Origin of the sequence: Tepidanaerobacter syntrophicus (genome assembly GCF_001485475.2) — a bacterium.
In the GTDB taxonomy this organism is placed as follows: Bacteria; Bacillota; Thermosediminibacteria; order Thermosediminibacterales; family Tepidanaerobacteraceae; genus Tepidanaerobacter; species Tepidanaerobacter syntrophicus.
On the sequence record NZ_DF977002.1, the window covers coordinates 264,961 to 289,739 of the forward strand.

14 protein-coding genes are annotated in these 24,779 nt (G+C 39.0%); 7 read left to right on the forward strand and 7 right to left on the reverse strand.

The annotated features are described in order from the left end of the window. Positions 1-69: 69 nt before the first annotated feature. The 4 genes from TSYNT_RS08795 (at position 70) to TSYNT_RS08810 (ending at position 3,759) form a co-directional block, all read left to right on the forward strand. Positions 70-1,422 (forward strand): radical SAM/SPASM domain-containing protein, encoded by a 1,353-nt coding sequence (locus tag TSYNT_RS08795; protein WP_059033181.1) that lies wholly within the window; start codon positions 70-72, stop codon positions 1,420-1,422. 36 nt (positions 1,423-1,458) lie between these two features. After that, on the forward strand, positions 1,459-1,767 hold the full coding sequence (locus TSYNT_RS08800; protein WP_059033183.1) for an ArsR/SmtB family transcription factor: 309 nt from the start codon (positions 1,459-1,461) through the stop codon (positions 1,765-1,767). Positions 1,768-2,112: 345 nt separating this feature from the next. Next, positions 2,113-2,382 (forward strand): ACT domain-containing protein, encoded by a 270-nt coding sequence (locus tag TSYNT_RS12130; RefSeq protein ID WP_059033256.1) that lies wholly within the window; start codon positions 2,113-2,115, stop codon positions 2,380-2,382. A gap of 12 nt (positions 2,383-2,394) precedes the next feature. Continuing rightward, on the forward strand, positions 2,395-3,759 hold the full coding sequence (locus TSYNT_RS08810; RefSeq protein WP_059033185.1) for a PFL family protein: 1,365 nt from the start codon (positions 2,395-2,397) through the stop codon (positions 3,757-3,759). A 373-nt stretch (positions 3,760-4,132) separates the two neighbouring features. Here the strand turns inward: TSYNT_RS08810 and TSYNT_RS08815 are convergent, their stop codons facing one another. From TSYNT_RS08815 to TSYNT_RS08830, 4 genes are read right to left on the reverse strand one after another with little or no spacing between them, the layout of a single operon-like run. After that, positions 4,133-5,638 carry an S-layer homology domain-containing protein gene (locus TSYNT_RS08815; protein WP_083497722.1) on the reverse strand — a complete coding sequence of 502 codons (1,506 nt, stop codon included), beginning with the start codon at positions 5,636-5,638 and terminating at the stop codon, positions 4,133-4,135. A gap of 8 nt (positions 5,639-5,646) precedes the next feature. Further along, entirely contained in the window at positions 5,647-7,299 is a 1,653-nt protein-coding gene (locus tag TSYNT_RS08820) for a hypothetical protein (protein ID WP_059033187.1), read from the reverse strand. A 6-nt stretch (positions 7,300-7,305) separates the two neighbouring features. Beyond that, positions 7,306-13,554, reverse strand: a complete 6,249-nt coding sequence (locus TSYNT_RS08825; protein WP_114272613.1) for an IPT/TIG domain-containing protein — start codon at positions 13,552-13,554, stop codon at positions 7,306-7,308. Positions 13,555-13,564: 10 nt separating this feature from the next. Further along, positions 13,565-16,624 (reverse strand): hypothetical protein, encoded by a 3,060-nt coding sequence (locus TSYNT_RS08830; RefSeq protein ID WP_238142684.1) that lies wholly within the window; start codon positions 16,622-16,624, stop codon positions 13,565-13,567. Positions 16,625-16,830: 206 nt separating this feature from the next. Here TSYNT_RS08830 and TSYNT_RS08835 point away from each other — a divergent pair, with 206 nt between their 5' ends. Then, positions 16,831-17,373 carry a chromate transporter gene (locus tag TSYNT_RS08835; protein WP_059033189.1) on the forward strand — a complete coding sequence of 181 codons (543 nt, stop codon included), beginning with the start codon at positions 16,831-16,833 and terminating at the stop codon, positions 17,371-17,373. Further along, the gene (locus TSYNT_RS08840; RefSeq protein ID WP_059033191.1) at positions 17,370-17,933 is read left to right on the forward strand and encodes a chromate transporter; all 564 of its coding nucleotides are present in this window, start codon (positions 17,370-17,372) and stop codon (positions 17,931-17,933) included. Before TSYNT_RS08835 ends, TSYNT_RS08840 begins: the two co-directional genes overlap by 4 nt. A gap of 251 nt (positions 17,934-18,184) precedes the next feature. On the opposite strand, the gene TSYNT_RS08845 is transcribed toward TSYNT_RS08840, so the two are convergent. After that, positions 18,185-19,504 carry an MATE family efflux transporter gene (locus TSYNT_RS08845; protein WP_238142685.1) on the reverse strand — a complete coding sequence of 440 codons (1,320 nt, stop codon included), beginning with the start codon at positions 19,502-19,504 and terminating at the stop codon, positions 18,185-18,187. Between the two features lie 230 nt (positions 19,505-19,734). Next, entirely contained in the window at positions 19,735-21,741 is a 2,007-nt protein-coding gene (locus tag TSYNT_RS08850; protein ID WP_059033195.1) for a helix-turn-helix domain-containing protein, read from the reverse strand. Between the two features lie 284 nt (positions 21,742-22,025). Between TSYNT_RS08850 and TSYNT_RS08855 the strand changes: the two genes are divergently transcribed. Then, complete coding sequence (locus TSYNT_RS08855; RefSeq protein ID WP_059033196.1) at positions 22,026-22,544, forward strand: permease; 519 nt, start codon at positions 22,026-22,028, stop codon at positions 22,542-22,544. Between the two features lie 253 nt (positions 22,545-22,797). On the opposite strand, the gene TSYNT_RS08860 is transcribed toward TSYNT_RS08855, so the two are convergent. Then, a complete protein-coding gene (locus TSYNT_RS08860; RefSeq protein ID WP_059033198.1) occupies positions 22,798-24,777 on the reverse strand; it encodes a [FeFe] hydrogenase, group A in 1,980 nt (659 codons plus the stop codon). Positions 24,778-24,779: the final 2 nt, after the last annotated feature.

The window sequence follows — 24,779 nt, forward strand, 5'->3', positions numbered from 1 at the left end:
AGTATATTACCTGTATTATAATAATATATAATTATATGCTTATATGATTATATAAGGGAGGTAATTTCGATGGATTTAGCTCACACATATTTAGGCGAAAAAGTACTTGCTCAAGGTCTTAAATATCTTCTCTCAAAGGACATGGAAGATTTTAATAGACTTATAAGTTGGGCAGAAAAGTTGCCAATGCCTGAACATCAAAAGAAAGATCTTGAATCAGTTAAAACATTCCTACAAAACAAAGACTCTAACTGGTATAAGCTTGGGCAAAGGCTTCTTGCCGAAACCGATCCGAAGGTAAAAGAAAAACTTGGCATAAACTTTTTCTTAAATGCAAACTTCCTCGGTGTCCCCAAGCAGCAAAAAATGGCGCAGGAATTGGGCTGCTCGGTGCCTTGGGCAATTTTAATCGATCCCACTGCAAAATGCAATCTGCATTGCACCGGTTGTTGGGCAGGTGAATACTCGCAAAAAGATGAGCTTGATTTCGATACATTAGATAGGATATTTACTGAATGTGAAGAATTGGGGATTTACTTTATAATCATGTCCGGTGGCGAACCTACTTTGCGCAAGGACGATATTGTAAAGCTTGCCGAGAAACATTCTTCCCAGGGATTCCTGCTTTTTACAAACGGAACTTTGGTAGATGACAAGTTCATCGAAGATATGAAACGTGTAGGTAATATCACCCTTACCTTCAGTATTGAAGGTTTTGAAGAAACGACTGATGCCCGCAGAGGCAAAGGTGTTTTCAAAAAAGTAATGGATGCTATGGACAGGATGCGTAAGGCCGGCCTCATCTACGGCGTTTCCACCACATACAACAGATACAATACTGAAGAACTTGCAAGCGAAGAATTTGTAGATATGCTGGTAGACAAGGGTGTTACTTATGCTTGGTATTTCACTTATATACCTGTTGGGCGGGACGCAGATGTAGAAATGATGGCAACTCCGGAGCAAAGAGCTTATATGTACGATAAAATTCTGGAATACAGACGCACAAAGCCAATTTTCATCATGGACTTCTGGAACGACGGCGAAGCTTCCAATGGTTGTATCGCAGGAGGTAGACGCTATTTGCACATCAATGCCCATGGAGATGTAGAACCATGTGCCTTCATCCACTATGCAACATGCAACATAAAAGATGTATCGCTAAAAGATGCTCTTAGGTCGCCGCTTATGCTTGCATACCAAAAGCGCCAGCCATTTAATATGAATCATCACAGACCATGCCCGCTTATTGACAATCCTGAATTAATGGTAGAAATTGTACAAGAGAGCAAAGCATATTCTACTCAGCTAAGCGCAGATGAGACACCGGAAGAATTTGCAGAGAAGCTCAAACCCTACGCCGATGAGTGGGGGAAAATAGCTGATGAGAAATACCTTAAAACCTCAGCTAATGTAAAATAAGATACCCAATTAGCCGGCAGAAAGGAGGTTCTTCTGTTGGTATTGAGCCTTTCTGAATACAAAGTTGAGTTTTTACGAAGTTTAGCCGATAATACACGCTTAAAGATTATTGAAGCTTTAAAAGAACGGGAAAGGACAGTATCTGAACTGGTTGAATCTGTTGGAAGTTCCCAAGCCAACATCTCAACACATCTTAAACTTTTAAGAAGTGCAGGTATTGTCAAAAGTCGAAACAAAGGCAAGTACGTTTACTACAGCTTGCGAGATGAAAGTATACCGGAATTCTTAAATTCGCTAGAAGAAATGCTCATTTTAATGCGAAGAAAATCCTTTGAAGGTGCTTAATCTTAATAAATTCTAATAAGTTGCCGCACGGACGATAAGGCGGCAGCTTATTTTTTTTCAATAAATCTGTAACAAGATAGACAAAAGATATTTACATAATTGTTGCTACATTTTGGTTTTTGCTTTATACTGATTACAACAAAAATAACAGGAGGTAAGTAAAACTTGGAGATACTTGTTACGCTTGATGTACTAAAACAGCATAAGGGAGAAGAAGTTGTTGAATTCCCCCCGGGAACACTAATAACAAAAGAAGCTAAAATCTATGCAGCAAAAGAAGGGATGAAGTTATTCGTAGGAGGCCAGCAGGTGCCGGAACCCGCTTATTCTGCTGAAATTCCCAGTATTCGCGCAGTAATATCTGTAATAGGCGAAGACAAGGTAGGAATCATCGCAGGCATATCCGATGTCCTTGCGAAAGCTAATGTGAATATACTTGACATTACGCAAACTGCCATCGAAGGTCTTTTTACCATGATAATGGTAGTAGATATAAGTAAAGCGAATATAGATTTTGAGGCTTTAAAAGTTAAGCTTTCCGAAAAGGGAGAAAAAATCGGAGTCCGAGTCGACGCTCAGAGAGAAGAAGTCTTTCATTTTATGCACAGGATTTAAGGAGGCCGCACAATGAATTTTACCCGAGATGAAATAATCGAGACTATACGCATGGTTCAAGCCGAACAATTGGATATTAGAACGATAACTTTGGGGATTAGTCTCAGGGACTGCTCAGGTCCTTCAGTTTCTTATACTGCCCGCAAAATTTATGACAAGCTAATGGAAAGAGGCAGCGAACTGGTGCCGATTGCTCTACAGCTTGAAAAGGAGTTTGGCATTCCTATTGTAAATAAGAGAATTTCTGTAACTCCCATAGCTCTCGTAGCTGAAAGCTGCAGCGAAAGCGACTACGCTCCGATAGCTTCGGCTATGGACAGGGCTGCGGCAGAACTTGGCATTGACTTTATAGGGGGATTTTCCGCATTGGTTCAGAAAGGTTTTACGCCGGGGGACATGAACCTTTTAAATAGCATTCCCGAAGCTCTGTCCTCCACTTTGCGGGTTTGTGCCTCTGTAAATGCAGCCACCACAAAGGCCGGCATAAATATGGATGCAGTACAAGCAATGGGAAGCATTATTAAAAAGACGGCACGTTTAACCGAAAAAGAAAATGGAATCGGAGCCGCTAAATTGGTAGTTTTTGCCAATGCTCCTGATGACAATCCCTTCATGGCAGGAGCATTTCACGGCCCAGGAGAGCCGGAAAGCGCCATCAATGTAGGAATTAGCGGACCGGGCGTAGTAAATACCGTTGTATCGAATCTTCCTAAAGATGCAGATTTAGGAGAAGTGTCAGAGGCCATCAAACGCATGGCTTTCAAAATCACTAGGGTCGGGGAGCTTATCGGCCGTGAGGCTTCAAGACGGTTGGGAGTTCCTTTTGGGATTATAGACTTGTCTCTTGCTCCAACTCCGTCTGTAGGAGATAGCGTGGCCAATATATTAGAGGCGATTGGTCTTGAACGCTGCGGAGCCCCCGGAACAACAGCTGCTTTAGCGCTTTTAAACGATGCCGTTAAAAAAGGCGGAGCAATGGCAACTTCATATGTAGGCGGTCTTTCAGGGGCTTTTATACCTGTCAGCGAAGATGCAGGCATGATACGCGCCGCAGTTGACGGAGCGCTTACATTAGAAAAACTTGAGGCAATGACCTGTGTATGCTCGGTAGGTCTTGATATGATTGCCGTTCCCGGCGATACCTCAGCCCAGACTATTACTGCTATTATTGCAGACGAAATGGCAATAGGGGTTATAAACAAAAAGACTACTGCTGTTAGAATAATACCTGCTCCGGGTAAAAAAGCAGGAGATTTTGTAGAGTTCGGCGGCCTTTTGGGAAGAGCCCCTGTAATGCCGGTGAACCCATTTGATTCGTCAGTCTTTGCCAGGCGAGGCGGGCAAATTCCACCTCCGATACAAAGCTTAACAAATTAGCAAAAAATTAGGGCAAAAAACATAAGACCTATTTAAAAAAATAATTTAGTTTCTTCTTTGTAGAGCCTTTTCAGTGATAATAAAAAAATACATAGACCGATTATGTAGGTCTAAATAATTAAGTTATCCACAGAGTTATCAACAGCTGTTGATAACTTTAAACCTTGTCCTTAAGATTTTGTCTAAGCTGAATGCACTTTTCCACAATGGGGATAACTTATCCACATGAATGTTGATAAAAAAATGCAATAGGAAAATGGTCTTAAAACGGTTGTTCACAAACAAAAAAAATCCTTCGCTAGCGCACAAATGACAAAAGCACGATTTAGTATTACATCTTACTGTCATTTTAAGCAAAGCGAAGGATTTTGATTTAATTATACAAGATTATATTTTCTCGATAATCCTGCTGTAAATCTTTTTCTAGAAACTCTAAAAATCTTATCAGCATCGCTGATGCTTCCGCACGTGTCATAATTTTGTCCGGATTGAACTTGTTATAACTGTCGCCTTCAAGAATGCCAATTTCGCGAGCTACATATACGCTATCTTTTGCCCATGATGGAATCTTGTCGTCATCGGAAAAATAAGTATAATATCCGGGGTTTGGCGCTCTATTTCCGAATCCTAAGGCGCGAATGAGAACAGTAACCGCTTCTGCTCTCGTGAGAGGGTCATTAGGTTTAAAATAGACACTTGAAACTCCTGTCATTATCCCCTTTTCTAAGCCTTCTTTTATATACTGATAATTTTTATCCTCTACCTTTACATCTTTAAAAGGCGATGTTTCAGGAGGCTGTTTTCGCCTGCTTGTCCTTGCTGTGCTTGTTTGCTCAACAGTAGGCCTTATATCGCAAGCTCTAATAACTCCTTTAATAAATTCAGCTCTAGTCATCGGTATCTCAGGCGTAAAAAATGTCTGGCTCTCATCAAATACATCCAGTGAATAAAGTTTAGTTATATATTCTTCAGCCCAGTGCCCTTTTACATCCCGGAATTTAGGAACAACCAAACGCTCCACTTTCGGCACCATTTCTGCAGAGAGATTTACCTTGCCGCTAGAACGTTTCTTGCTGTCGATGATGCCATTTTGGATTTTTGGCATGTCGTAATCATATCTTGAAACCATCTCTCTATTAGTTGTGCGGATATATCCCCCGTCAAAGCTGGAAAGGGTGGCTTCGTTTTCGGAATATACCAATTTTTTCGTTAAGCTGTCTGACACCTGGACCTTTGCACTTCCTTCCCAGGACACCGTTTCCTGGTTGCCTTCTTCGTCAGTTACCTTTCTGTTGGAAGTTATATAATAATTAATTATTTGAGTTTCCGTGCTTCCCCAAAAATTATTGTATCCAACATCGCCCCCGGAAATAGTAACTATTACTTGGCCCTCGTCTCGGTTTATGGTGTAATACTTTCTGCCCTCAAAATTTCCTGAGTAAAAGTCTGAGGCCGGCCTCTTGTCTATGACATCAGACTTTGAAAATTGGAAGTCCTCAAGTTCGTATTTATCTTCACCTATCTCTATTTTCTCCGAGTACTTGCTTAAAGTAGTCTGGCCAATAACTTGCCCTTTATCATTTCGGTTATTGTAGTTTGTTGAGAATGTAACGCTTCGGGTAAGTTTTGTTTTTACTGTACTATCATCACCGGTAAGGTTATACTTATAGGTTATAGTTTCGGTATCGCCTCGCCCACCTTCTGATATTGCAAGTTCGCCGGAAAATTTCATGGGCTTGCCGCTGACAAAAACCATCTCTTCATAAAGATATTCATTGTTTACACCGCCTTCAAAACCGGAAGGCGTTCCATATGCCTGAAATGGAATTGTCAAGAATACTATAAGAACAAAATATGCGGTTAGTTTTCTAATAATCATACACTTCCCTACTTTACTAATAAGAATTTGCCTTCAAAGTCATCTCGCAGCATATATATGCTGTCTCCTGCCTGCAGATCTTCAAAGCTTATAACCCTATCATCTTTAATCAGCAATGCTTTTTCAATCCTTACTTTTACCGGCAGCGACTTAGGCATCCATTTTTCATTTCTACTGCTCCAGTCTTTTGCATCTGTCAGTGTAACACTGGCTCCAATAGCTCCATCATTTTCGATTTTGTTTATTGTGCCGATGGTTACCCGCTGTCTGAGTAATGAATCCATATCCTTTTTTAATACTACAGCCGCTATTCTGTCGCCATCAGTATAGGCGTAAGCATACCAAGATTTTCTGTCCGAAGAACTGCTTTCGCCTACCCCATAGTCCATGGCAAAAAATTCTTCCGGGGTTATTTTCTTCATTTTTTCCATGTCAAAGATGTATGTGTCATTGTCATAGTAAAGTTCTTTTTCATCGTCAAAGGATTCCCAATCATTGTGATTGAGTATAAAGAAATCTGAAAGTGTAACTTTATTTTCTAAAACACTTTCCAGTTTGCCTGAATAGAAATAATACTGACCGATATTCGAATTATTTATATCTTGATCGTAAATATATACGATGCTCGCCAATGCCTTTTCGCCTTTGCCATCGGCTACCACAAGAGCGTCTGTGCCGGGGGTCACCGAGTATCCGTCTACTATGCGTTGATTTTTTATAAAGATGGTACCCTCGTTAAAATCAATATTTCGCTTGTTCTTAAGTTCAAATGCCGATGCATACCAGTTGATTTCTTGTATTTTGTCACTAAATGTGGTCTCATATTGACTTTTTATAACCATTTTTTCTGCCGTATCTTTTCCAAAAAAGTCCTTTGCCGCTATATAAATAGTTTTGCCTTGAAGATATTTAAGATTGTTGAAAGGTATAGCCTTTCCCGCATAATACACCGGGAAATTTGTCAAGTAGTCTATACGCAATATATTTTTATATTCTTGCCAGCTTCCATTCTGGAAAATCTGGGCATTTTTTAAAACCAGGGCGTCATCTACCATACTTGCAGCATCTAATTGTCCTTTGTATAAAGCTTTAATCTTAACTGAGTCTCCTTGAATTTTCATACGGCTAATAATATCAGAATCCTTTTCGTCAAAGTAAAGGCGGACCCAATCGCCCTCGTACAAAGTGCTTAAAGGCACGTTTACACTATTTTTTATGGCAATAGTGGCAGGTGTTGTATAATATGTCTCCTCTTTCCCACTTGTAAGCCTTAATATTATTTGGTCTCTGTCAATTTTTTTGATAATACCTGCGCGGACCTTTCCGCCCGGAGGAATATATCCGGGATTTTCAGTAGACCAACTTTCAAGATAGATAAGTGTATCTCTGTTATATTCTCCATATACTTCCATTCCAATTTTTAAATCATTAAGATAGACGGGTATCTGATCTATGTTTAAAGCTGTGTCCGCTGTGACTTTAAACTGCTTTTGATTTCCGTTGTATTCTTCTACCTTAATCCAAGATTCTTGGGTATTCATGTCTATTATATAGCCTTCAAGGCTCTGTGCTGCAAGGGCTGTTTTTTTATCTTGCAGAAAAGGCAGCAGCATCCCGCAAAGTATTGCAAAGATCAGTAAAACAGTTTTGAGTTTTTTCACCTGCCATTACCCCCTTGTTCCAAAAACTGCGTATTTGCCCAGCCGGTTAATTGTTGTCTTAACCGACACATCGGGACCGCTGTATCTTTCATAAATGCTCGTCCAATCTCCTTTAGCATCATCGTAGCGGTACAAGGCAATGTTAGTTATTTTTCTTAGATTAGCTTTAGCCCTGTCAAAATCAACGCCAAATTGCATTGAGTCGTTTAAATAATCTAAATCAAATGTGTCGCTTCCTACATAAAGCCCTGCTTTCATTAACAATTGGCCGGAAAGAAGGGTGCGATTTCCAAATCCTGTGCTTTCTGTGCCATAAGTTATTTCAAATCTTACTCCCGTATTGTCTTTGTCTTCATACTGCCGAACTTTAGATGTATAGAAGGCTTTAGGATTGAATTTTAATGTAAAATCTTTCCCCAGAATAGTTATATCACCGGAGTTGGATTTTGATATTATCTCTACAGGCATCGTAATCGTCACAGTATTTGCGCCTAGGAAATTGCTGTCCACAAGATTTACGGTAATGTCTTTTCTATAATCTTTGGTTCCTATAACTATGCGCACAGTATTGCCGATTTTTTCTGTGGTAGTTTCTTCCACAAGGCCTCCATCTTCATCTGAAGGCCCTACCCTGCCGCCTGTTCTTACGGTGTTGCTTTCGGCGGAGGGAGGCGAAGATCCGAAATCACCCAGGGCTTTTACTACAAATTTATACATGGTATAAGGCTCTAAATCGCTATAAACGAAGCTGGTAAGTTCAGTATTTCCAACAAAGTCTATATTATTGTCATCGACTACAGCATAAATTTCGTAGCCTTTGGCGCTTTCTACTGCTGACCAACTTATTTTAATATAGCGGTCATATACAAGTTCTGCTGTTACATTCATAGGAGCGCTAAGTTCCGGCAGTCCATAAGTAAGCTGCTCGTAAATGTCAGTGGCGCCGCCGTCCGGATTTATTACTAAGACACCTTTACTGTCAAGTTTTGCCGGTGCGGTTATGACAGTTATTGTTTGAGAATCTATGACATTTACACCAGTGCCATCAATGCCGTTTTCCAATAGATAGGGTATACCATCTACATAGACTATGGTGCCTGATGCGTCGCTTTCGCTATCAATTTTTTTAAGGCTTGGCGCAAATATTACTCGTGCTCCCGTCATAAAGCCCGTGCCCTTTATCTTTATCCTTTGGCCACCGTTTATCGAAATTCGTGTAATCTTAGTGGTTTCGGAAGGATCTGTAGGATCGACCACTGCAGATATTTTGGGAGTGCTAAGATATGTAAACTTTCCTGATGGAGCTGAAAGTTCGCCATCCGGATTTTCTACTTTTACATCCACGGTGCCTGAAGCATGGGGTGGAGTCACTGCCAGTATGGTTTTATAGTCGATAACCTGTATATTATCCTCCGGAACCGGAGTTTCTCCAAAATAAACTTTTAAACCTTCGCGAAAGTCTTTGCCTTCAATTTTTACACTAGTGCCACCTGAGGAAGGCCCTTTATCTGGCGTTATTTTGGTTATTGCAGGAGAAGTTTCTCCTTTAACAAACATAATATAAATGGGTTTTGGGCTTACTTTGTCTGATGCCGCCTGCCCGCCATCTTCGTTAATAACAACTAATCTGTGGAGCTTGCCTACAGCGCTTTCCGGAACTTGAGGCATTGTAAATGTAAGTTTTGTAGGAAGGGTGTAAGTTATATCTTTTGGCTCTATCGTTGCCACGTCAGAGATTTGAATCTTGGCGTTTTCTCTAAAGTCGCCGCCGATAACGCTTACCGTATTTCCTCCCTTATATGTTAAATATAAGACTTTTATATCTCTGCCGTTTATATTCGCATCTTCGGGAGATTTTCCTTCTTTAGTTAGATTTACAATATACGGACTGCTGGCAGGATATTTATACATAAAAGTGCTCTGAGCAGTTCCACCATCAGGATTTATCAAGGTAACCTCTACCTGCCCGATAGTATAATATGCAGGCGTCGTTACAACAAGCTGGCCACTATTTAAGAATTCTACTTCTGGTGCATATCCCCGCTCCACAAACAATCTCCTGTCGGAAATTTCAAGGCGAATAAGCTCACTGTAAGGATAAGGGTTTGTTCCTTCTGCTTTTAATAGTCGTGTTGAAACAAACATGGCATTTCCGTCAAAGGGTATGGGATTTAATGTTACAAACTCACGGCCGCCTTCTGAAAGCGTAAGGTATATTTTGCCATTGGCATATTCTACCCTAAGACCTCCTGCAAGGTTTACAGTGGTCCGCTGATTGTCTATCCTGCCTGAATTTTCTTCTTCTCTTGGAATATTGCGATTGGTGATATTCCCAAATCGAATTGCTGCCATCTGCTTTAAATTTACTGCTCCATCTGCATCAACTATCCTCATATCGCTTTGCGCAAAGCCGGAGCCGAAAACCTCCACCCGGTCGCCGCCCTGTTTTTTACCTTCAGAGGGTACTATCCGAGTTATGACAGGCTTCGTGGATGTATAGGTATATTTTACTTTGTTTGATATTCCGGAATCATTGTTTACTATATAAACATCTACTGTGCCGGCAGATGCTGCCGGAGTCTTAACTTTTAAATATCCGTCAGCAAATTCTACTATTTCGGCTGTCTGATTTCCAAAATATATTTTCGGCAAAACCGACAACACTATTTTGTCAAAATTTTCTCCATAATAGTCTTTCAGGTTTTGAATAATGTCCTTGTTTTCGTCAAAAGAATTGCCAAGTCTTTCCTTTACCGCGGAAGGTCTGAAATCATCCCATATACCGTTGCCGTTTAAATCTTGATATATCTCATTTTCATCTTTGATTTGATTTCTGTTATCATCGTTGTAAGGTTCAAAATATCTAAAATCGCTGCCTGTTATTTCGACAATTTGCTTGCCGGCAGCACTGCCTTGAGACGGCACTACCCGAGTTATGCGAGGATAACTGGTGGGTACCATGTATGTAAAGCCATCTTCCTTGCCAGCGCTTGCACCGTCAGGATTTAACACTACTACGGGAACTGTTATGCGATCCGTCCCTTTTTCCTTTGATAAATCGCCGCTGAAGGGAGGCACTTTTACTGTTATGGTTTTTCCATCAACACTTACAATTGTATCTTCTTTTTTAACTTCTACACCGTTTATAAAAACCTTAGACTTATATGTGCCGTCATCTTTAAAGTCTTCACCTATAATATCTACAGTATATCCTCCGTCAGTCGAACCTTTGTCAGGGACAATTTTAACGATTTTAGGTCTTGATTGGGGCTGAGTATAGTAATAAAAACCTTGGGTGCCTGTTCGGCTATCTCTTTTGGTATCCGGATTTAGTACTGTTAGGTCATAATAACCGTCACCTGCGGAAAGTTTCGGCACTTTAAATATAATTTTATTCTTGTCAATTACTTTTACGTTATTGCCAACTATAACACCGCTGTCATCGACTTTATATAAAGTCTGCATATAGAGTTTGATGCTCGGGTTTTCTTTTATTAAAAGTGTAGTGACTTTTACATCTTTGCCGTTGATAATTTCATTTACTGTATCAATTTCAATTTTATAATCGCTGCCTCCTTCTTTAGAGGCCATAAGTGCATAGTCATTAGAAGTATCATCATACTTTATACCTATTGTGTATGTATTTTTAACTCCGTCGGAAAGTATGGCGTTTCCTTGAAAATCCTGCTTTAGTGTGTAAAACTTGTCTTGGGAATCTTTGAAAACTATACTGTGCCAGTAATCAGCAATTTTCAAATACTTTCTGCCATCAACTGTTTCACCGATGCTTAAAATTTCATCGTTTTCCGGTGATGCATAATATTGCAGTGTGATGCGCTTAGTTTCCGGATCAGTATTGTATTCATTTATATCTTGATTTTGAAGAAGTATCCTTGTGCCTATCAATTTATATATTTCAGAAGTGGTTGTACCGGTAGATGTGGGATCAGGCGCAAGAAAATTATCTCCGGTAACTAAGACCAACGTGCCTGTGTTGCCTACCTTAGGAGCAAAATCAGTAATCTTCGGGTCTGTATATGTTTTGACATAATTAAACTCTTTTACCGCAATGCCGCCGCCGGGGTTTATAACCTGAAGCTGTGTAGTGCCTTCTCTGCCCGGCGGTGCTTTAAATGTTATGGTTTTGCCGTCTCCTTCTCGTCTTATACTCGAAACTTCCTTTCCATCAATAAAAACCTTAACATCTTGTAGGAAATTACTTCCCTTTATAGTTACTGTTTCGCCGCCGCTTACGGTTACTACATCAGGAACTACGCTTTCAATAACAGGAGTTTTGTCATCCTTTGACAATATAAACTTCACCATTAGCGAACTTTCTGAAGAAAGACCGGGAACATCGGAATTTCTAACCGGATTTGTAACTACTACAGGAACATTTGTGTTTACATATTCTTCAGGAATTTTGGTGTCTTTCGGTATTGTCAAAAGAATCCTGGTGCCTGCTTCCTGGCCTGTTGAACCATCCATTATATTTCCGGCATCGTCCATTACATAAAGCTGAATATTGCTATTTTCGTTTTTATTAATTTTTACATCCCCAAAGCTTATAATTGGGTATACAGCTTTTATGGCACCATCTACTGTATATTTGTAGATTGCAAAATTCTTGCCATATATACCTATCATCAAATCTTGAGGAATTACATATGTGCCATCGTTTTTCTTTGTTACGTGAATTTCGCCGGGCACTATGCTGTTTGCTTCAGGCTTTATCCTGCTGGGTATAAAAGTATAGCCTTTTGGAAGCTCTGCTCTTTCAGTAAAAAGGTATTCCTTTTCATTACTGCCTATGACAATTCTCGTAGTGGTTTCCACTACTACATCTTTTACTGGATTGCTCTCATTGGTATCAGCATTTATCTTTACCGCAAGCTTGTCTATATCTGGAGAAAAAGTGGAGCCTTCTTTAATGACATCTGCTTGAGGACCTATTATCACTTTTATTGTTTTTTCAACTGTTGTTACAGGTAAGTTTCGATAAGTTCCGACAGCTGCATTATCACTGCTTTTATATGTTAATTTCATAACGCCATCTGATAAAATGTCTATGTTCGGAAGGCAGTTTTCATCAATTTGTAAATCATCTATATTAAGGCTTCCCAGGTATCTTCCGGTAATGGTAGCTGTAGAGCCGGTATCAGGTCCTTTGTTGGGCTGTATAATATCGATTTTTGCACTTTTAGATCCTTGGATTACGGTAAATTTTTCCTTTTGATATATATACTCTCCGGAGACTGCCTGCATTGGATCTTTATAATCGGGAACCTGGTTTGTAAGGACCACCCAATACTCTCCCGGCGTAATATCAGGCACTTCAACGGTAAATACATATTTGCCGTCATCGGTTTGCTGGAGGGGGCTGGGGTTTTTCCCCTTGTTTGCGGTTGTATAAGGATCTGTGCCGTCTGTAGCTTTCAAGAAATATACATCATATTGGCGCAGCTGACTTGCTTTAAAATATACTTTTCCGCCTTTTGCGCCTCTGTTAGGAAACATTTCAATGTCAGTAGATATATTCAAATCCTCCACCAGACGAAATTGGCCGTTATATGTGTGGTTTATGGTAATTTTGACTTTTTTTCCAGAATTCAAATCATTAAATTTTATAGGATCAGTATCGAATTTCCTGGTAATCTCTATGTCTTGAAGGCCTAATTCTCCTTCTTGAAATTCATTTATCTGCGCAGGATTTGTTTTAAAGCAATCATTAGGAATGGTATTAAAAAGAACGCCTGTTCCATACTTAACTGTTATTTCGGCGGTATCTGTGATTAAATCAAAATTTGTTCCTTTTATATACAATGTTCCCATATCTTTATTTACTTTTGGAGTGACATCAGTAATAGTAGGCATAGCGCCTTTGTCGCCAATGGGAATTGAGGCATTTCCCACTACTATAGATTTAATATTCTTTAGCTTTTCCCAGTCCTCAGGTTTTGTAAATTCGAAATAAAGTAACCCATATGTATTAATCTTAGGGCCTTTAAGCTGTTCAAATTTAGAGCCATATTCTATAAAAACAGGAGCTCCTTCCAGCTCACTTCCTTTGATTGATAAAGACATCCCTGTGGTAAGTCTGTTGCTGTCGTGCTCTTTCCCTATAACTATTTCACTTACTGCATAGGTATCTTTATCATATCCATATGCCAATTCTGCGTTATGCGGCACAACCATAGAAAATAGTATTAAAATCGCAAGAAGCGCCGAAATTGCTGCTCTACCTTTCTTTATCATCTTCTCCCTCCTAATCCTCCACTACTACGAATATACCCGGGTCTGTTTCCTCAACAGTTACTGTTTTGCTGAAGATGTCTATTGAAAAATCTTCTTCAAAAAACTCCAGCATAGCCGGATCATATCTTATCACTTTAAGGTTTTCCCCATCACTTTCTTTAAACGGAATTACAACTTTAAATCTGGTAAAATCGAGATTTTCACATGATACTTGAATAAATTCTGATTTTATTTTTTGGCCTGCAAGTTTTTGCTTTAAATTTCTTGCAGCTAAAGGATCTGTTCGGCCAAGGACGGCACACGCCTTCTTATCCCTTGAATAATCATCAATTCCTACATTATAAAAGATTATGTCCGCCCATTTTGAAAAAGTCTTCAAGGTGGATATCCTGTCATTTCTTCTGCCGTCAAAACATATTTTTCTAATAAGACTATCAGCCCCCATAATATCATCTAAATCAATTTCCACAAGGCGCCTGTCGGTATAATTTCTATTTAGAACCAAGGTATCTTCACTGCGCAAAAGGTCTCCCATTGCTTTGCCAAACTTTGTATCATCTATTATTTTATAATCTTCATTAGGGACATAGTCTCCTTCTTTTACCACACTTAGCGCACCAAATACCTCGGTTTTATGATCTTTATCATTTTGTACTAAAATGGAGTAAATGCCCGGATCTAGGCGGTCGCTGCCTGCAGGCAGGTATACTTTTAGAATGGTTTTGCCATCATCGTCGGTAGATATTTTAACCCTTCTTGAGGGAATGTTGTTAAAATAGACTTTTACGCTACCTTCATAGAGAAAATCTCCATAAAGAATTATAGGCACATCTTCATCATAATTTTCCACAACACTTCCGGTTTTATTTAAGGTAATTACAGGGGTTGCCATCGTGGTAAACGTCCAGCTAACTTTCTCGTTTCGCTCAGTATCTTCCTCTGCTCCGGCAAAATAGACTATTCCTTCATTTATCATAACTGAATAAACCGTCTGAGACATCAGCGGCTTTACAGGCACAAATAAGTAAGCCCTATTGGCTGTCCTGTCTTTTATAAAAATATAATTTGCGATGTAGGCATCTCGCTTAGCAATATCCTCCAGATTTTGTATATAATTGAGAAATTCTTGATCTATCATGGATACTTCATTTTGCCCTTCGGAAAATACCGTAGACGTTTGAAGCAGGCTAAGGCCTTTCTCTTTATCAAATTGCAGCCTGTCATTTTCATCTTCAAAGGTTATTTTCAAAAAGTAGCGGGTTGTGCCGTCGATAGTTTTGGGATTTAACATCTTTTCATTTGACCATGTGCCGCCTGCCGGTTCTGTTGCAATTACTTGAGGTTTTCCGGCAGACAAGACTTTTACTGTCGTATTAGGATTCGACACTGAGCGTCCGTCATTAAAAAATATCTCGATCGAATACTCGCCACTGCCGCCCTTATAAATACTATCGATTACATTTGGATCTTCTACTTTTACATTTAATTCGGTGATGCTGCTAAATTCTATATATTTTTTATCTATTGTCTCGGAAATCATTCCGGCATTTTTGCCGCTTATCATTTTAAGTTTTATATACTCTATATCTTCATTAAAGTTATATCCCTTGATAATAAAAGATGCTGTTCCTTTATAAATATCTGAAAGCCGGAAGGTGTCAGGTTCCGTTTTGTAAATCCCAATATCCCCGTTTCGTTTTCCACCTACTGTAAATTTCATATCAAAGCGAGGTAAAAATGTGCCGCTTCGGTCTTGTAATACATCCTTTGATATACTAAGTATGTAATATTTGCCCCAATCTAGGCTATTTTCCGGATAAATAACCAATTTTGTCTTTTGCTTGTCGCCCTCATTATAATATTCGAAGCGAACTTTAGAAATCTTTACTGCAGTTTCCGGTGCGTATCCTTCTACAAGTGTAATCCTTTTAAGAAAAGATATTTCACCGGCGCGGGGCAGCACACGGCCCTCAATATAAAAAACAAAAGGGTTTTCCGGACCATAAGCCCAGGTGCCGTTTACGGTGCACACCTTTCCTCCTGTTAAAGGGTCATCTTTAATGGTATCAGGTACCATGTCTTGAATACCGTACCAGCTTAAAGGAGTCTTTTCTGTTTTTGGTATCGTCCAAAAATAAAAATCCACATCATTTTCTAGGGCATAACCGTTCATATCTTCTATAAATTCTTTTTTAATAATGAGGTGATATTGAGTAAGATTTAGATACGGCAGAGCAGGTGTTACTTTTACAGTATTTCCATTTACTATCTCAATATCTTTAACTGCTGTCTCTTGCTGGTATTCTTCACTTTTCAGTTGGGATTCCGTGATTTCAGGATTAAATTCAAATACTTTGTCATACAAATTACCGGAATCGTCATAATCGGTTTCTAGGGGTTTGGGTATGCGGTAGAGTTTAGTATTTTCTAAAAGTCGCTCTTTATCGGTGTTTTTCGCCCATTTAATATTTCTGTCAAAACGAATATATACCGAACCGTCGGCAGAAAGGCCCGTTCCTGATATTGAAGTGATATCATCACTGCCTGATACATCTGAAGAATAGCCGAGAATTTTAGGACTTTGGCCTGCGCTTCTTGTAATAAAATTTACAATTATATCCCGGTTTGTAATCTCATAGTCTTTAAGTTTTACAGCACCTTCTAAAACCGCAAAACGATAAAGGGTGTTTCTCATTAATGGAGGTTTCCCGATTCTTCCCACATCAAAGCACAAAGTTTTTTCGTCTTCCGAAAGATATATCTCCTCTTCATCTACGGGATAGGAATCATCACCGGTTTTAAGTATAATTTTTGATTTGTCTAGTATTTCTATGGGGTATTTAAAAGTTATCTTTATAGTTGGCTTAACCTCAACCTGTGTTTGATTGTTTAAAGGGTAAGTATTTTCAATTATCTCTTCCGGGGAGCCATTTTGCGGACCATCATCAGAAAGAGTATTTATGTAAGTTTCACCATACACGCTATTTGCATTAAAAAAAGCTTGAGAAGAAATTATAATCAAAGCTAACAAAAAAATTGCGATTTTATTTTTTTGCTGTTTAATATTCATGCCGGCACTTCCTCCATCCCATACGCTTAACGCTTGCTAATTCTTATCCATTTTTCCTTATTATACCATAGAATTACATAAATTCTAACTTATCGAAGAAAACTTTTGCAAAAGGAATGGGGGGCCGTCCTCGCCTTCTAATATTTTTGCTTTTCCATGATATAAGTGTTAAACTTTTTAGTAGACTAGCAAAGGGGTGGTGCAGGATGGAAGAGCTTTGGAAACTTTTTATCGTTTTTTGCCGAATTGGAGCATTTACATTTGGCGGTGGCTATGCGATGCTTCCCCTTATCCAAAAAGAGGTTGTGGAAAAGAATCACTGGGCAACAGATGAAGAAGTTATAGATTATTATGCCATTGGCCAGTGCACACCGGGGATAATTGCAGTAAACACTGCAACTTTTATAGGTTTTAAGCAGAGGGGAATAATAGGTGCAATAGTTGCTACATGCGGCGTTGTTTTTCCTTCCGTTGTAGTAATTAGCGTTATTGCAGCCTATCTCACTAATTTTGAGGATTATGCAGTGGTTCAGCATGCCTTCGGAGGAATAAGAGTCGCTGTGGCAGCTCTTATCTTAAACACAATAATCAAAATGTGGAGAACATCTGTAAAGGATTGGCTGGGAATTATTATATTTTCCGGATCTTTTTTAGCAGTGGCTTTTTTTAATATTTCTCCTATTCCTGTAGTTGTGATTTCTGCGCTTCTGGGAATATCCGGGATGCGTGTGAGGACTGATGTAAAATGATATATATAAGATTATTCGTGGAATTTTTTAAGGCAGGTTTATTTGCAATAGGCGGCGGTCTTGCGACTATCCCCTTTCTCCAGGATATATCAGAAAAAACGGGATGGTTTAGTCTGCGAGAATTAGTGGATATGATAGCAATTTCAGAATCTACTCCCGGCCCTATCGGCATTAATATGGCTACATATGCAGGTTATAAAACTGCTAAATTCGCAGGAGCAATAATTGCTGTAGTTGGAGAAGTGACTCCTTCAATTATTATAATAGTTTTAATCGCATATTATTACATGCGGTTTAGTGAACAACCGTTGGTGAAGGCAGGCTTTTACGGAGTAAGACCTGCTGTAACAGGTCTTATAGCAGCGGCAGGGTTTGAGGTTGCAAAAATTGCGCTGTTTAATATTGAAGCTTACTTAAAGACGCATAATCTTTTTGCGCTTTTTAACTTAAAATCCATCGCACTTTTTGCAATCATTGTGTTTTTAATGAATAAATACAAGAAACATCCCATATACTTTTTAGTAGGAGCGGCTATAATAGGAATTGTATTCAAATTCTAGTAAAATAAACATAAAATTGGTGTATTGAACAATAAAATCTGTCTTTCGCGGCATCCGTTGGTGCATCTATCATCCTAAGTATCCGCTGCATATATGCCATCCTGAATATTCGCTAACATTTCTATTTCCTAAATGTCAGCGAAAGATCTGTGTTTAGGCAAAGAACAATGTAAAAAAAAGAGGGGGTAAAGACGCCCCTCTTTTTGCATTAGTTACTTCAGTTTATTTTGGATTAGAGTATTTAGCTTATTCTATACTATCATTTCAGCTTCCATATCGTCTGCATATTCATTTATGTCCTCTTTGACTCGCTGAATGTATATAATTCCCGTAATCGCAGCAATAAAATCCGATGCAGGATATGCAAACCAGGCACCAGTCACGCCCCAGTGTCTTACAAATATGAGCATAACCGGTATAAAAATAACGAGCTGTCTATATATCGAAAGGAGAAAACTTGTGCCTGCATCCCCCATGGCCTGATACGCGTAAATTGCTACATAATACAGGCCCACAGTTGGGAAAATACTTATCATAATTCTATATGCCCGGGCACATTCTTTTACCAATGCTTCATCCTTTACAAAACTTGCTATCATGGGTTCTGCATACAGCATCATTATCCCCCACAGGAATATAGATGAAAGGGCAACTACCTTAATAGTTTTCTTTATAGTTTCCCTTAAGCGGTCAAAATCTCCGGCACCATAGTTAAAAGCTACTATAGGCTGCATGGCCGAGGTTATCCCAATAATGTTTATATACATAAACATGGATACCTTCATAATCGTGCCTGATATAATTATTGCCCTATCACCGCCGTGGGCAAAAAGCACATTATTAAGTATAACTGCTACGACAGCATCTGATATCTCTATGACAAATGTTGTAAAACCTATTGCTATTATAGATTTTAGTATTTCTATATCAAATTTAAAACTGTCCATTAGGTTAATAGATTTTGAAACTTTGTAGAAATTGTAAAGCGCAAAACTGCACGATGCAATTTGAGATATTACCGTTGCTATTGCCGCACCTTTTACGCCCATGTTGCAGCCGATAACAAAGATTGCATCAATTATTATGTTTGCCACTGTGCCCAGCGATGTAGCATATAATGTAACTTTCGGATTTCCCAGGGAATTTATGATATAACAAGTAACAAAGGTCAATCCTTGAAAAATCCCGCCGGCCAGCACCACTGCGGCATAAGTTTTTGCCATAGGCAAAGTAACGTTGCTTGCTCCAATTTTTATTAAAATCTTGTCCAAAAAGAAATATATAGAAAGCGGCATCACGGTCATTACAATTGTAGTAAGCACTATAGCAGTTGTAATTGTAATTTTAAGATTTTCGTAATCCTTTTCTCCAAAATATTTCGCAACTTTCGTGCATGCGCCTACAGCTATTAAAAGCCCTGTAGCCGATAAAAGCCTTTGAATAGGAAAAGCCACGGTTAATGCTCCAATAGCATTCGGGCCTACATATCTGCCGACATAAAATGTGTCCACCATACCATAAAGCTCAGAGACAAGCAAGGAGATTATCGCCGGCAGAGCAAATCGAAGCAATACCTTTTCTACTTTACCTTCAGCAAAAGCTTTAGTGTTTATCCCATACTAACACGCTCCTAAATTCGTCTTTTATATAACACATTTATTACAGTACCTATTGTATATTATCAGGTATGCAGTTTTCATTCACTTCTTCAGCATGATTTGAGGTACTCTTTTAAGGTGTTTGCAAAAAACGCTTTTTTCGGGAAAAAGAAAAAACACCTTTGTGTAAGGTGTTTTAATAATCAAGTTGCGTAAAACATCAGGAGAATCGCTCCACAGCCGCGGATTTTTAATTTAAAGTGCTGGACAGGCTTCTTTTTCCTAAAATCTGTTGTTATCTTAGGAATTGACGCAAGTTTCAGGAGTTCAACTTCATTATCAGTAAGATACAGTGGCTCTCCCAGAGCCTTCCAGAGATTGTAGGCGCTGTTTGTATTTTCACTTGCTTCGTACATTACTACCCGGTAATCGCGCCATAAGTTTACTATGTTTAGTGATAGGTTCCTTTCAGTGTTCTCTTTTCCTGTAGTATATAAAAGCAATTGGAAATCTTCCCCTTTAGATGTGACAATATATCCTTCTCCCTTTTCTATTACCGTATCTCCTAACTTACTTAAAAAGTAAAAGGCGTGATATGCGGGCTTTTTAATGCCTTCCCAGTTTAAAAGCCCCTTATCGCCAAAAAATACGGCATTTTCCGGATTTTCTTCCCTTGCGATATCGTCTATTGCCTTTAATACATAGGGGTCGTCGCCATTTACCGCTTTATCTATAACAAGTGGTACCATAGATGCCATATCATAGACTGAATTTATATCACGGTCTTTTATATCTTCTTCCTTTGCGGTAAAGCCCCATTCGTCACTTAAGATGCCATAAAATATCTTTTTGAAATCCTCTGGAGCATCCTTTTCAATACTATATCTCCATTTGCTAAGTTCGTAGGTCCCATATTCTTCTTGAAAATAATTTAAAAAATTTGTAATAATTTCTTTATAACGGGCCGGTGTAAATTCTTTGAAACCAAAAATAATATCCGGACGTAAATTAACAGAAAGAATCAAGTCTATAATTTTTTTTGCGTATCTAAAGTTTATATTTCCTTCAGGATATATCCCAATCTCTCTTGAGAACAAATCTCTTAAAATTCCGTAGTCAAAATCGATTTCTTTTTGGATTGTAATGAGAAATTCTTGAATTTCTTTTTCTAGGATAGCAGAGGCTTTAGGAAGAATTATTGCATCTTTGTAAGTATGGAAAAATTCTCCCTCGTTTTTGTAAACATCTACATTAATTTTTGAAATTTTTTCTTCATAATTGTACCTTTCATAATTTTCCAGGTAAGATGAAATATACTTTAAGGCTTCGCCAAGATCGTAGGAAGTTATTTGCTTTGCCTTATTAAATTTTTCTTCATCCATTTTGTATTTTTTGCGGTATTGAAGAGGGGTCATTTTGTAATGGCGCTTAAAGTGTTTGTTATAATACCTGGTATGGGAAAAACCTACTTCTTCAGATATTTCAGAGATACTCATATCTGTATCAAGCAGCAACTTTACAGATTCTTCAGCCCTTGTCAGGTTTACAAAATCCTGAAAGCTTATTCCCAGTGCATATTTAATTTCGTTGGAAAGATACTGAGCGCTTAAAAACTCCTTTTTTGCTATATCTTGCAATGAAATTTTATTGTTATAGTTGTTGAATATATATTTTGCTATCCTGTGGTAGCGCTGAAGCTGTTCGGCGTTGTCTTTTAAATCTCTATTTTCATATATTAAATAATGAAATTCATTTATCAAAAGATACAAAAGCTCAACAAGAGTTTCCCGAATGTAAACATCGTAATCCTCGCCCTTTTGCACCGCTTCACAAAGTATTGTTGAAAGATACTTCTTAAAAATCTCATAATTATCCCCTACCTGAGGCTCTCCTTCAAAAGCACAGTCTGTATAAAAGTATATATTTCTGATATCTTCATAATACTTTTGAAAGAAATTAGGATCTATATGCAGCATAAGCACAAGATTTGGCTCATTTGAAGATAAACTGTGAGCCTCATCTAAGTTTATTATTTCCACTTCATTTTCAATAAGTCTGTAAGTGTCGGATTCCACCGTAGCCTCTATGGAGCCCTTTAATATCATCAGAATTTCTATAGCTTCATGCCAATGTATGGGATATTCTCTGATATCTAAAAGCTCAATGTTGATGGGTATGTTTTCCATATATTTTATATGTTCTCTTCGCATATGATATGCTCCTTGCAAATCTTAGTTTGCCCTGATACCTTTATTATATCATAAAAGGCGAGATGTGAGCGGTCAGTCGATGAGCGCCCCTACTATATAATTGATGATAGATTTTTTTGATAATTCGTGCTAGTATTATAGTAACTAATATATATTACTTACTATACACCTGTTAGTTATGACAAAATTTGAGTCAATTGCTTATGCTGCATTTGAAGATTATGTATCACAACTAAAAGTTGTTTTACAATTTGTCGTTAAAAAGCAAGGGAGGGAAAGGAGAATTGTTAAGTAAGATATTTGATTCTACCACTTTGGGTTTTATGGCGGCTGCAATCACATTATTTATTATTGTACTGATTAAAGATGCATCATTGGCCGTATCTGCTTCAAAAGACGGTTTAACCCTTTTTGTAAGATATGCAGTGCTTATAATTTCCTCTATGCTCATTGCCGCCTATATTCAGGCGCTAATTCCTAAAGACCTGATAACTTCATATCTTGGCGGCGCTTCCGGTTTTAAAGGTATATTTTTAGGAAGCCTTATAGGCGGTCTGACTCCCGGCTCTCCATATGCCGCACTGCCGTTTTTTGCCGGCATCATGCGTATGGGAGCAAGTGTGCCTGCTACTGTGGCCATGGTATGTGCATGGGGTCTGTGGTCCATTGGCCGTATTCCTTTAGAAGCCGCTGTCATGGGCGCAAAGTTTACTATGATTCAGGTAATAAGCAGTTTTATTCTTCCGATTCTCGCCGGACTAGTGGCATGGTTCCTGGAGACTATACCGTGGTTTATGACTTGACCAAGTATGACTTGACCAAGTACATCTGTTCATCTGTTGCATGCAGAGCACAGAGAGGAGAGAGGCAACAGAACACAGAGGGACGGTTCTTTTGTGTTGTCAGACAACACAAAAGAACCGTCCCTCTGTGTTCTGTGGTTGGCGCCGATGTAGCTAAAGATTTTTGCTACTACTGTGTTCTTCTCTGTGCTCTTTGATTTTATTCTGTTTTTAATTTTTTCTTATGTTACTACTCTTAAAATCGAGTTTTTAATTACTGCACTGCAGTTTGTTTTAAAATTTCATTAATTACTTTTTCAACTGTGGCTTCTCCAATCAGCACATCATCGACCATAACGCATGGGCTTTGTGTGCAATTTTCGAAACAGAATGTTGCAGCAAGTTCTACTTTATCCTTAAAATCCTCTTGGCTCAACTTATCCTTTAAGGTCGAAAACAGGTCATAGGCACCTGACAGATAGCAGCATGTGCCCACACACACTTTTACAACTCTTTTTTTAGCAGTATTTAATTGTTCTTCAAAAAAGCATATACTTTCATTGATTCTCTTTCGATTTGTATATGTCGTGTGGAGCATTGCATGAGCTTTAGCACTTCCCGGCTCACCGAGATTGTCTTTATATAGGTCTTTTATTACCGGGTTTTCCAGGGGAGATTTAAGCTGCATAAGTTTTTCATGTCCAAAGAGACCTTGTTTTCGGCTTTTTCTTATATCATTGCTGTTCGGCTGAGGTTGACCGCCGCCTCCTATACATCCGCCAGAACATGCCATTACTTCTATCAAGTCATAATATTTATTCCCGGCTCTTAAGTCTTCAAGAAGTTTTTTTGCATTACCTAATCCCGAAACTGTTGCAACTTTAATTTTTCTTGCATTATAATCTATTTCAGCTGTTTTTATGTTTGGGTTATCCTTATCTGTTTTAAAATCAGGTTCTTTTCCGATTACCCTCATTACGGCAGTTGCCACACCTTTGCTGCCGCCAAAGATAATTCCGCCTCCCGTAGCAAAGCCAAGAGGCATATCAAATGGCATCTCTTCCACCTCATCGAAGACTACTCCGGCTTCCCTTATTATTCTTGCAAGCTCCTGTGTGGTAAGCACTGCATCAACATCTGGAACGCCATTCTTGAAAAATTCTTCCCGTTTAGCTTCAGACTTTTTCGCCGTGCATGGCATTATAGAAACTACGAATATATTTTCAGAGTCTGTGCCTATGGCTTTGGCATAAATGCCCTTCATTAGTGAGCCAAACATTTGTTGAGGAGATCTGCAGGTAGAAATGTTGTCCTTATACTGCGGATAGTGCAGCTCCACATATTTTACCCACGCAGGACAGCATGATGTAAATTGAGGCAAACGTTGGTTTTTAGAAATCCTTTCTAAGAATTCACAGGATTCTTCTATTGCAGTAACATCTGCTGCAAAACAAGTATCAAAAACCTTATCAAATCCTATTTTTTTCAAAGCACCTACAACTTTGCCGGTTGCAGGGGTACCAGGTTTTAAGCCGAATTCTTCTCCAAGGGAAACTCTTACAGCCGGAGCAATCTGAGCTACTACTGTTTTTTGTGGGTCGTGAAGAGCAGACCACACCTTTTCCATATGTGATGCTATTGTCAGCGCTCCTGTCGGACAAACTGCCGCACATTGGCCGCAATCCACGCAATTGACTTCGGAAATATTCTTGTTAAAAGGCGGCACAACCTTGGCATTGCTGCCTCTATATGCAAAACCCAGCACACCTACGCCCTGTACTTCTTCGCACATTCTAACACAATCTCCGCATAAGATGCACTTGTTTGGATCTCTTACTATAGCAGGGCTTGAATCGTCTATAGGCAGCCTACCGTTTTTCTGTCCAAATCGTATTTCCCCAATTCCTAAGATGTTTGCCAATTCCTGCAGGCGGCAGTTGCCGCTCTTTACACAGGTTGTGCACTCTCTATCGTGGTTTGCCAGCAAAAGTTCTAAAGTAACCCTTCTCTGACGTATTAGCCTTTCTGTATGAGTCCTGATAGACATTCCGGGGCGAGGCGGGGTTGAGCATGCTGCCATTATTCTGCCGTTATCGTCTTCTACCAGACACATCCTGCATGCACCATATACCGAAAGCTCTGAATGATAGCAGAAAGTTGGAAGCTCAATACCGGCTTTTCGTATTACTTCCAAGAGATTGGCTTCATCAGTAAACGACACTTGTTTTCCGTTTATTTTCATAGTCTTTTCCATGG

Bases quoted from the DNA above. Each gene is read 5' to 3' on its own strand.
- TSYNT_RS08795 (WP_059033181.1), top strand. From the start codon at position 70: ATGGATTTAGCTCACACATATTTAGGCGAAAAAGTACTTGCTCAAGGT.
- TSYNT_RS08810 (WP_059033185.1), top strand. From the start codon at position 2,395: ATGAATTTTACCCGAGATGAAATAATCGAGACTATACGCATGGTTCAA.
- TSYNT_RS08815 (WP_083497722.1), bottom strand. From the start codon at position 5,638: ATGATTATTAGAAAACTAACCGCATATTTTGTTCTTATAGTATTCTTG.
- TSYNT_RS08825 (WP_114272613.1), bottom strand. From the start codon at position 13,554: ATGATAAAGAAAGGTAGAGCAGCAATTTCGGCGCTTCTTGCGATTTTA.
- TSYNT_RS08830 (WP_238142684.1), bottom strand. From the start codon at position 16,624: ATGAATATTAAACAGCAAAAAAATAAAATCGCAATTTTTTTGTTAGCT.
- TSYNT_RS08835 (WP_059033189.1), top strand. From the start codon at position 16,831: ATGGAAGAGCTTTGGAAACTTTTTATCGTTTTTTGCCGAATTGGAGCA.
- TSYNT_RS08840 (WP_059033191.1), top strand. From the start codon at position 17,370: ATGATATATATAAGATTATTCGTGGAATTTTTTAAGGCAGGTTTATTT.
- TSYNT_RS08850 (WP_059033195.1), bottom strand. From the start codon at position 21,741: ATGCGAAGAGAACATATAAAATATATGGAAAACATACCCATCAACATT.
- TSYNT_RS08860 (WP_059033198.1), bottom strand. From the start codon at position 24,777: ATGGAAAAGACTATGAAAATAAACGGAAAACAAGTGTCGTTTACTGAT.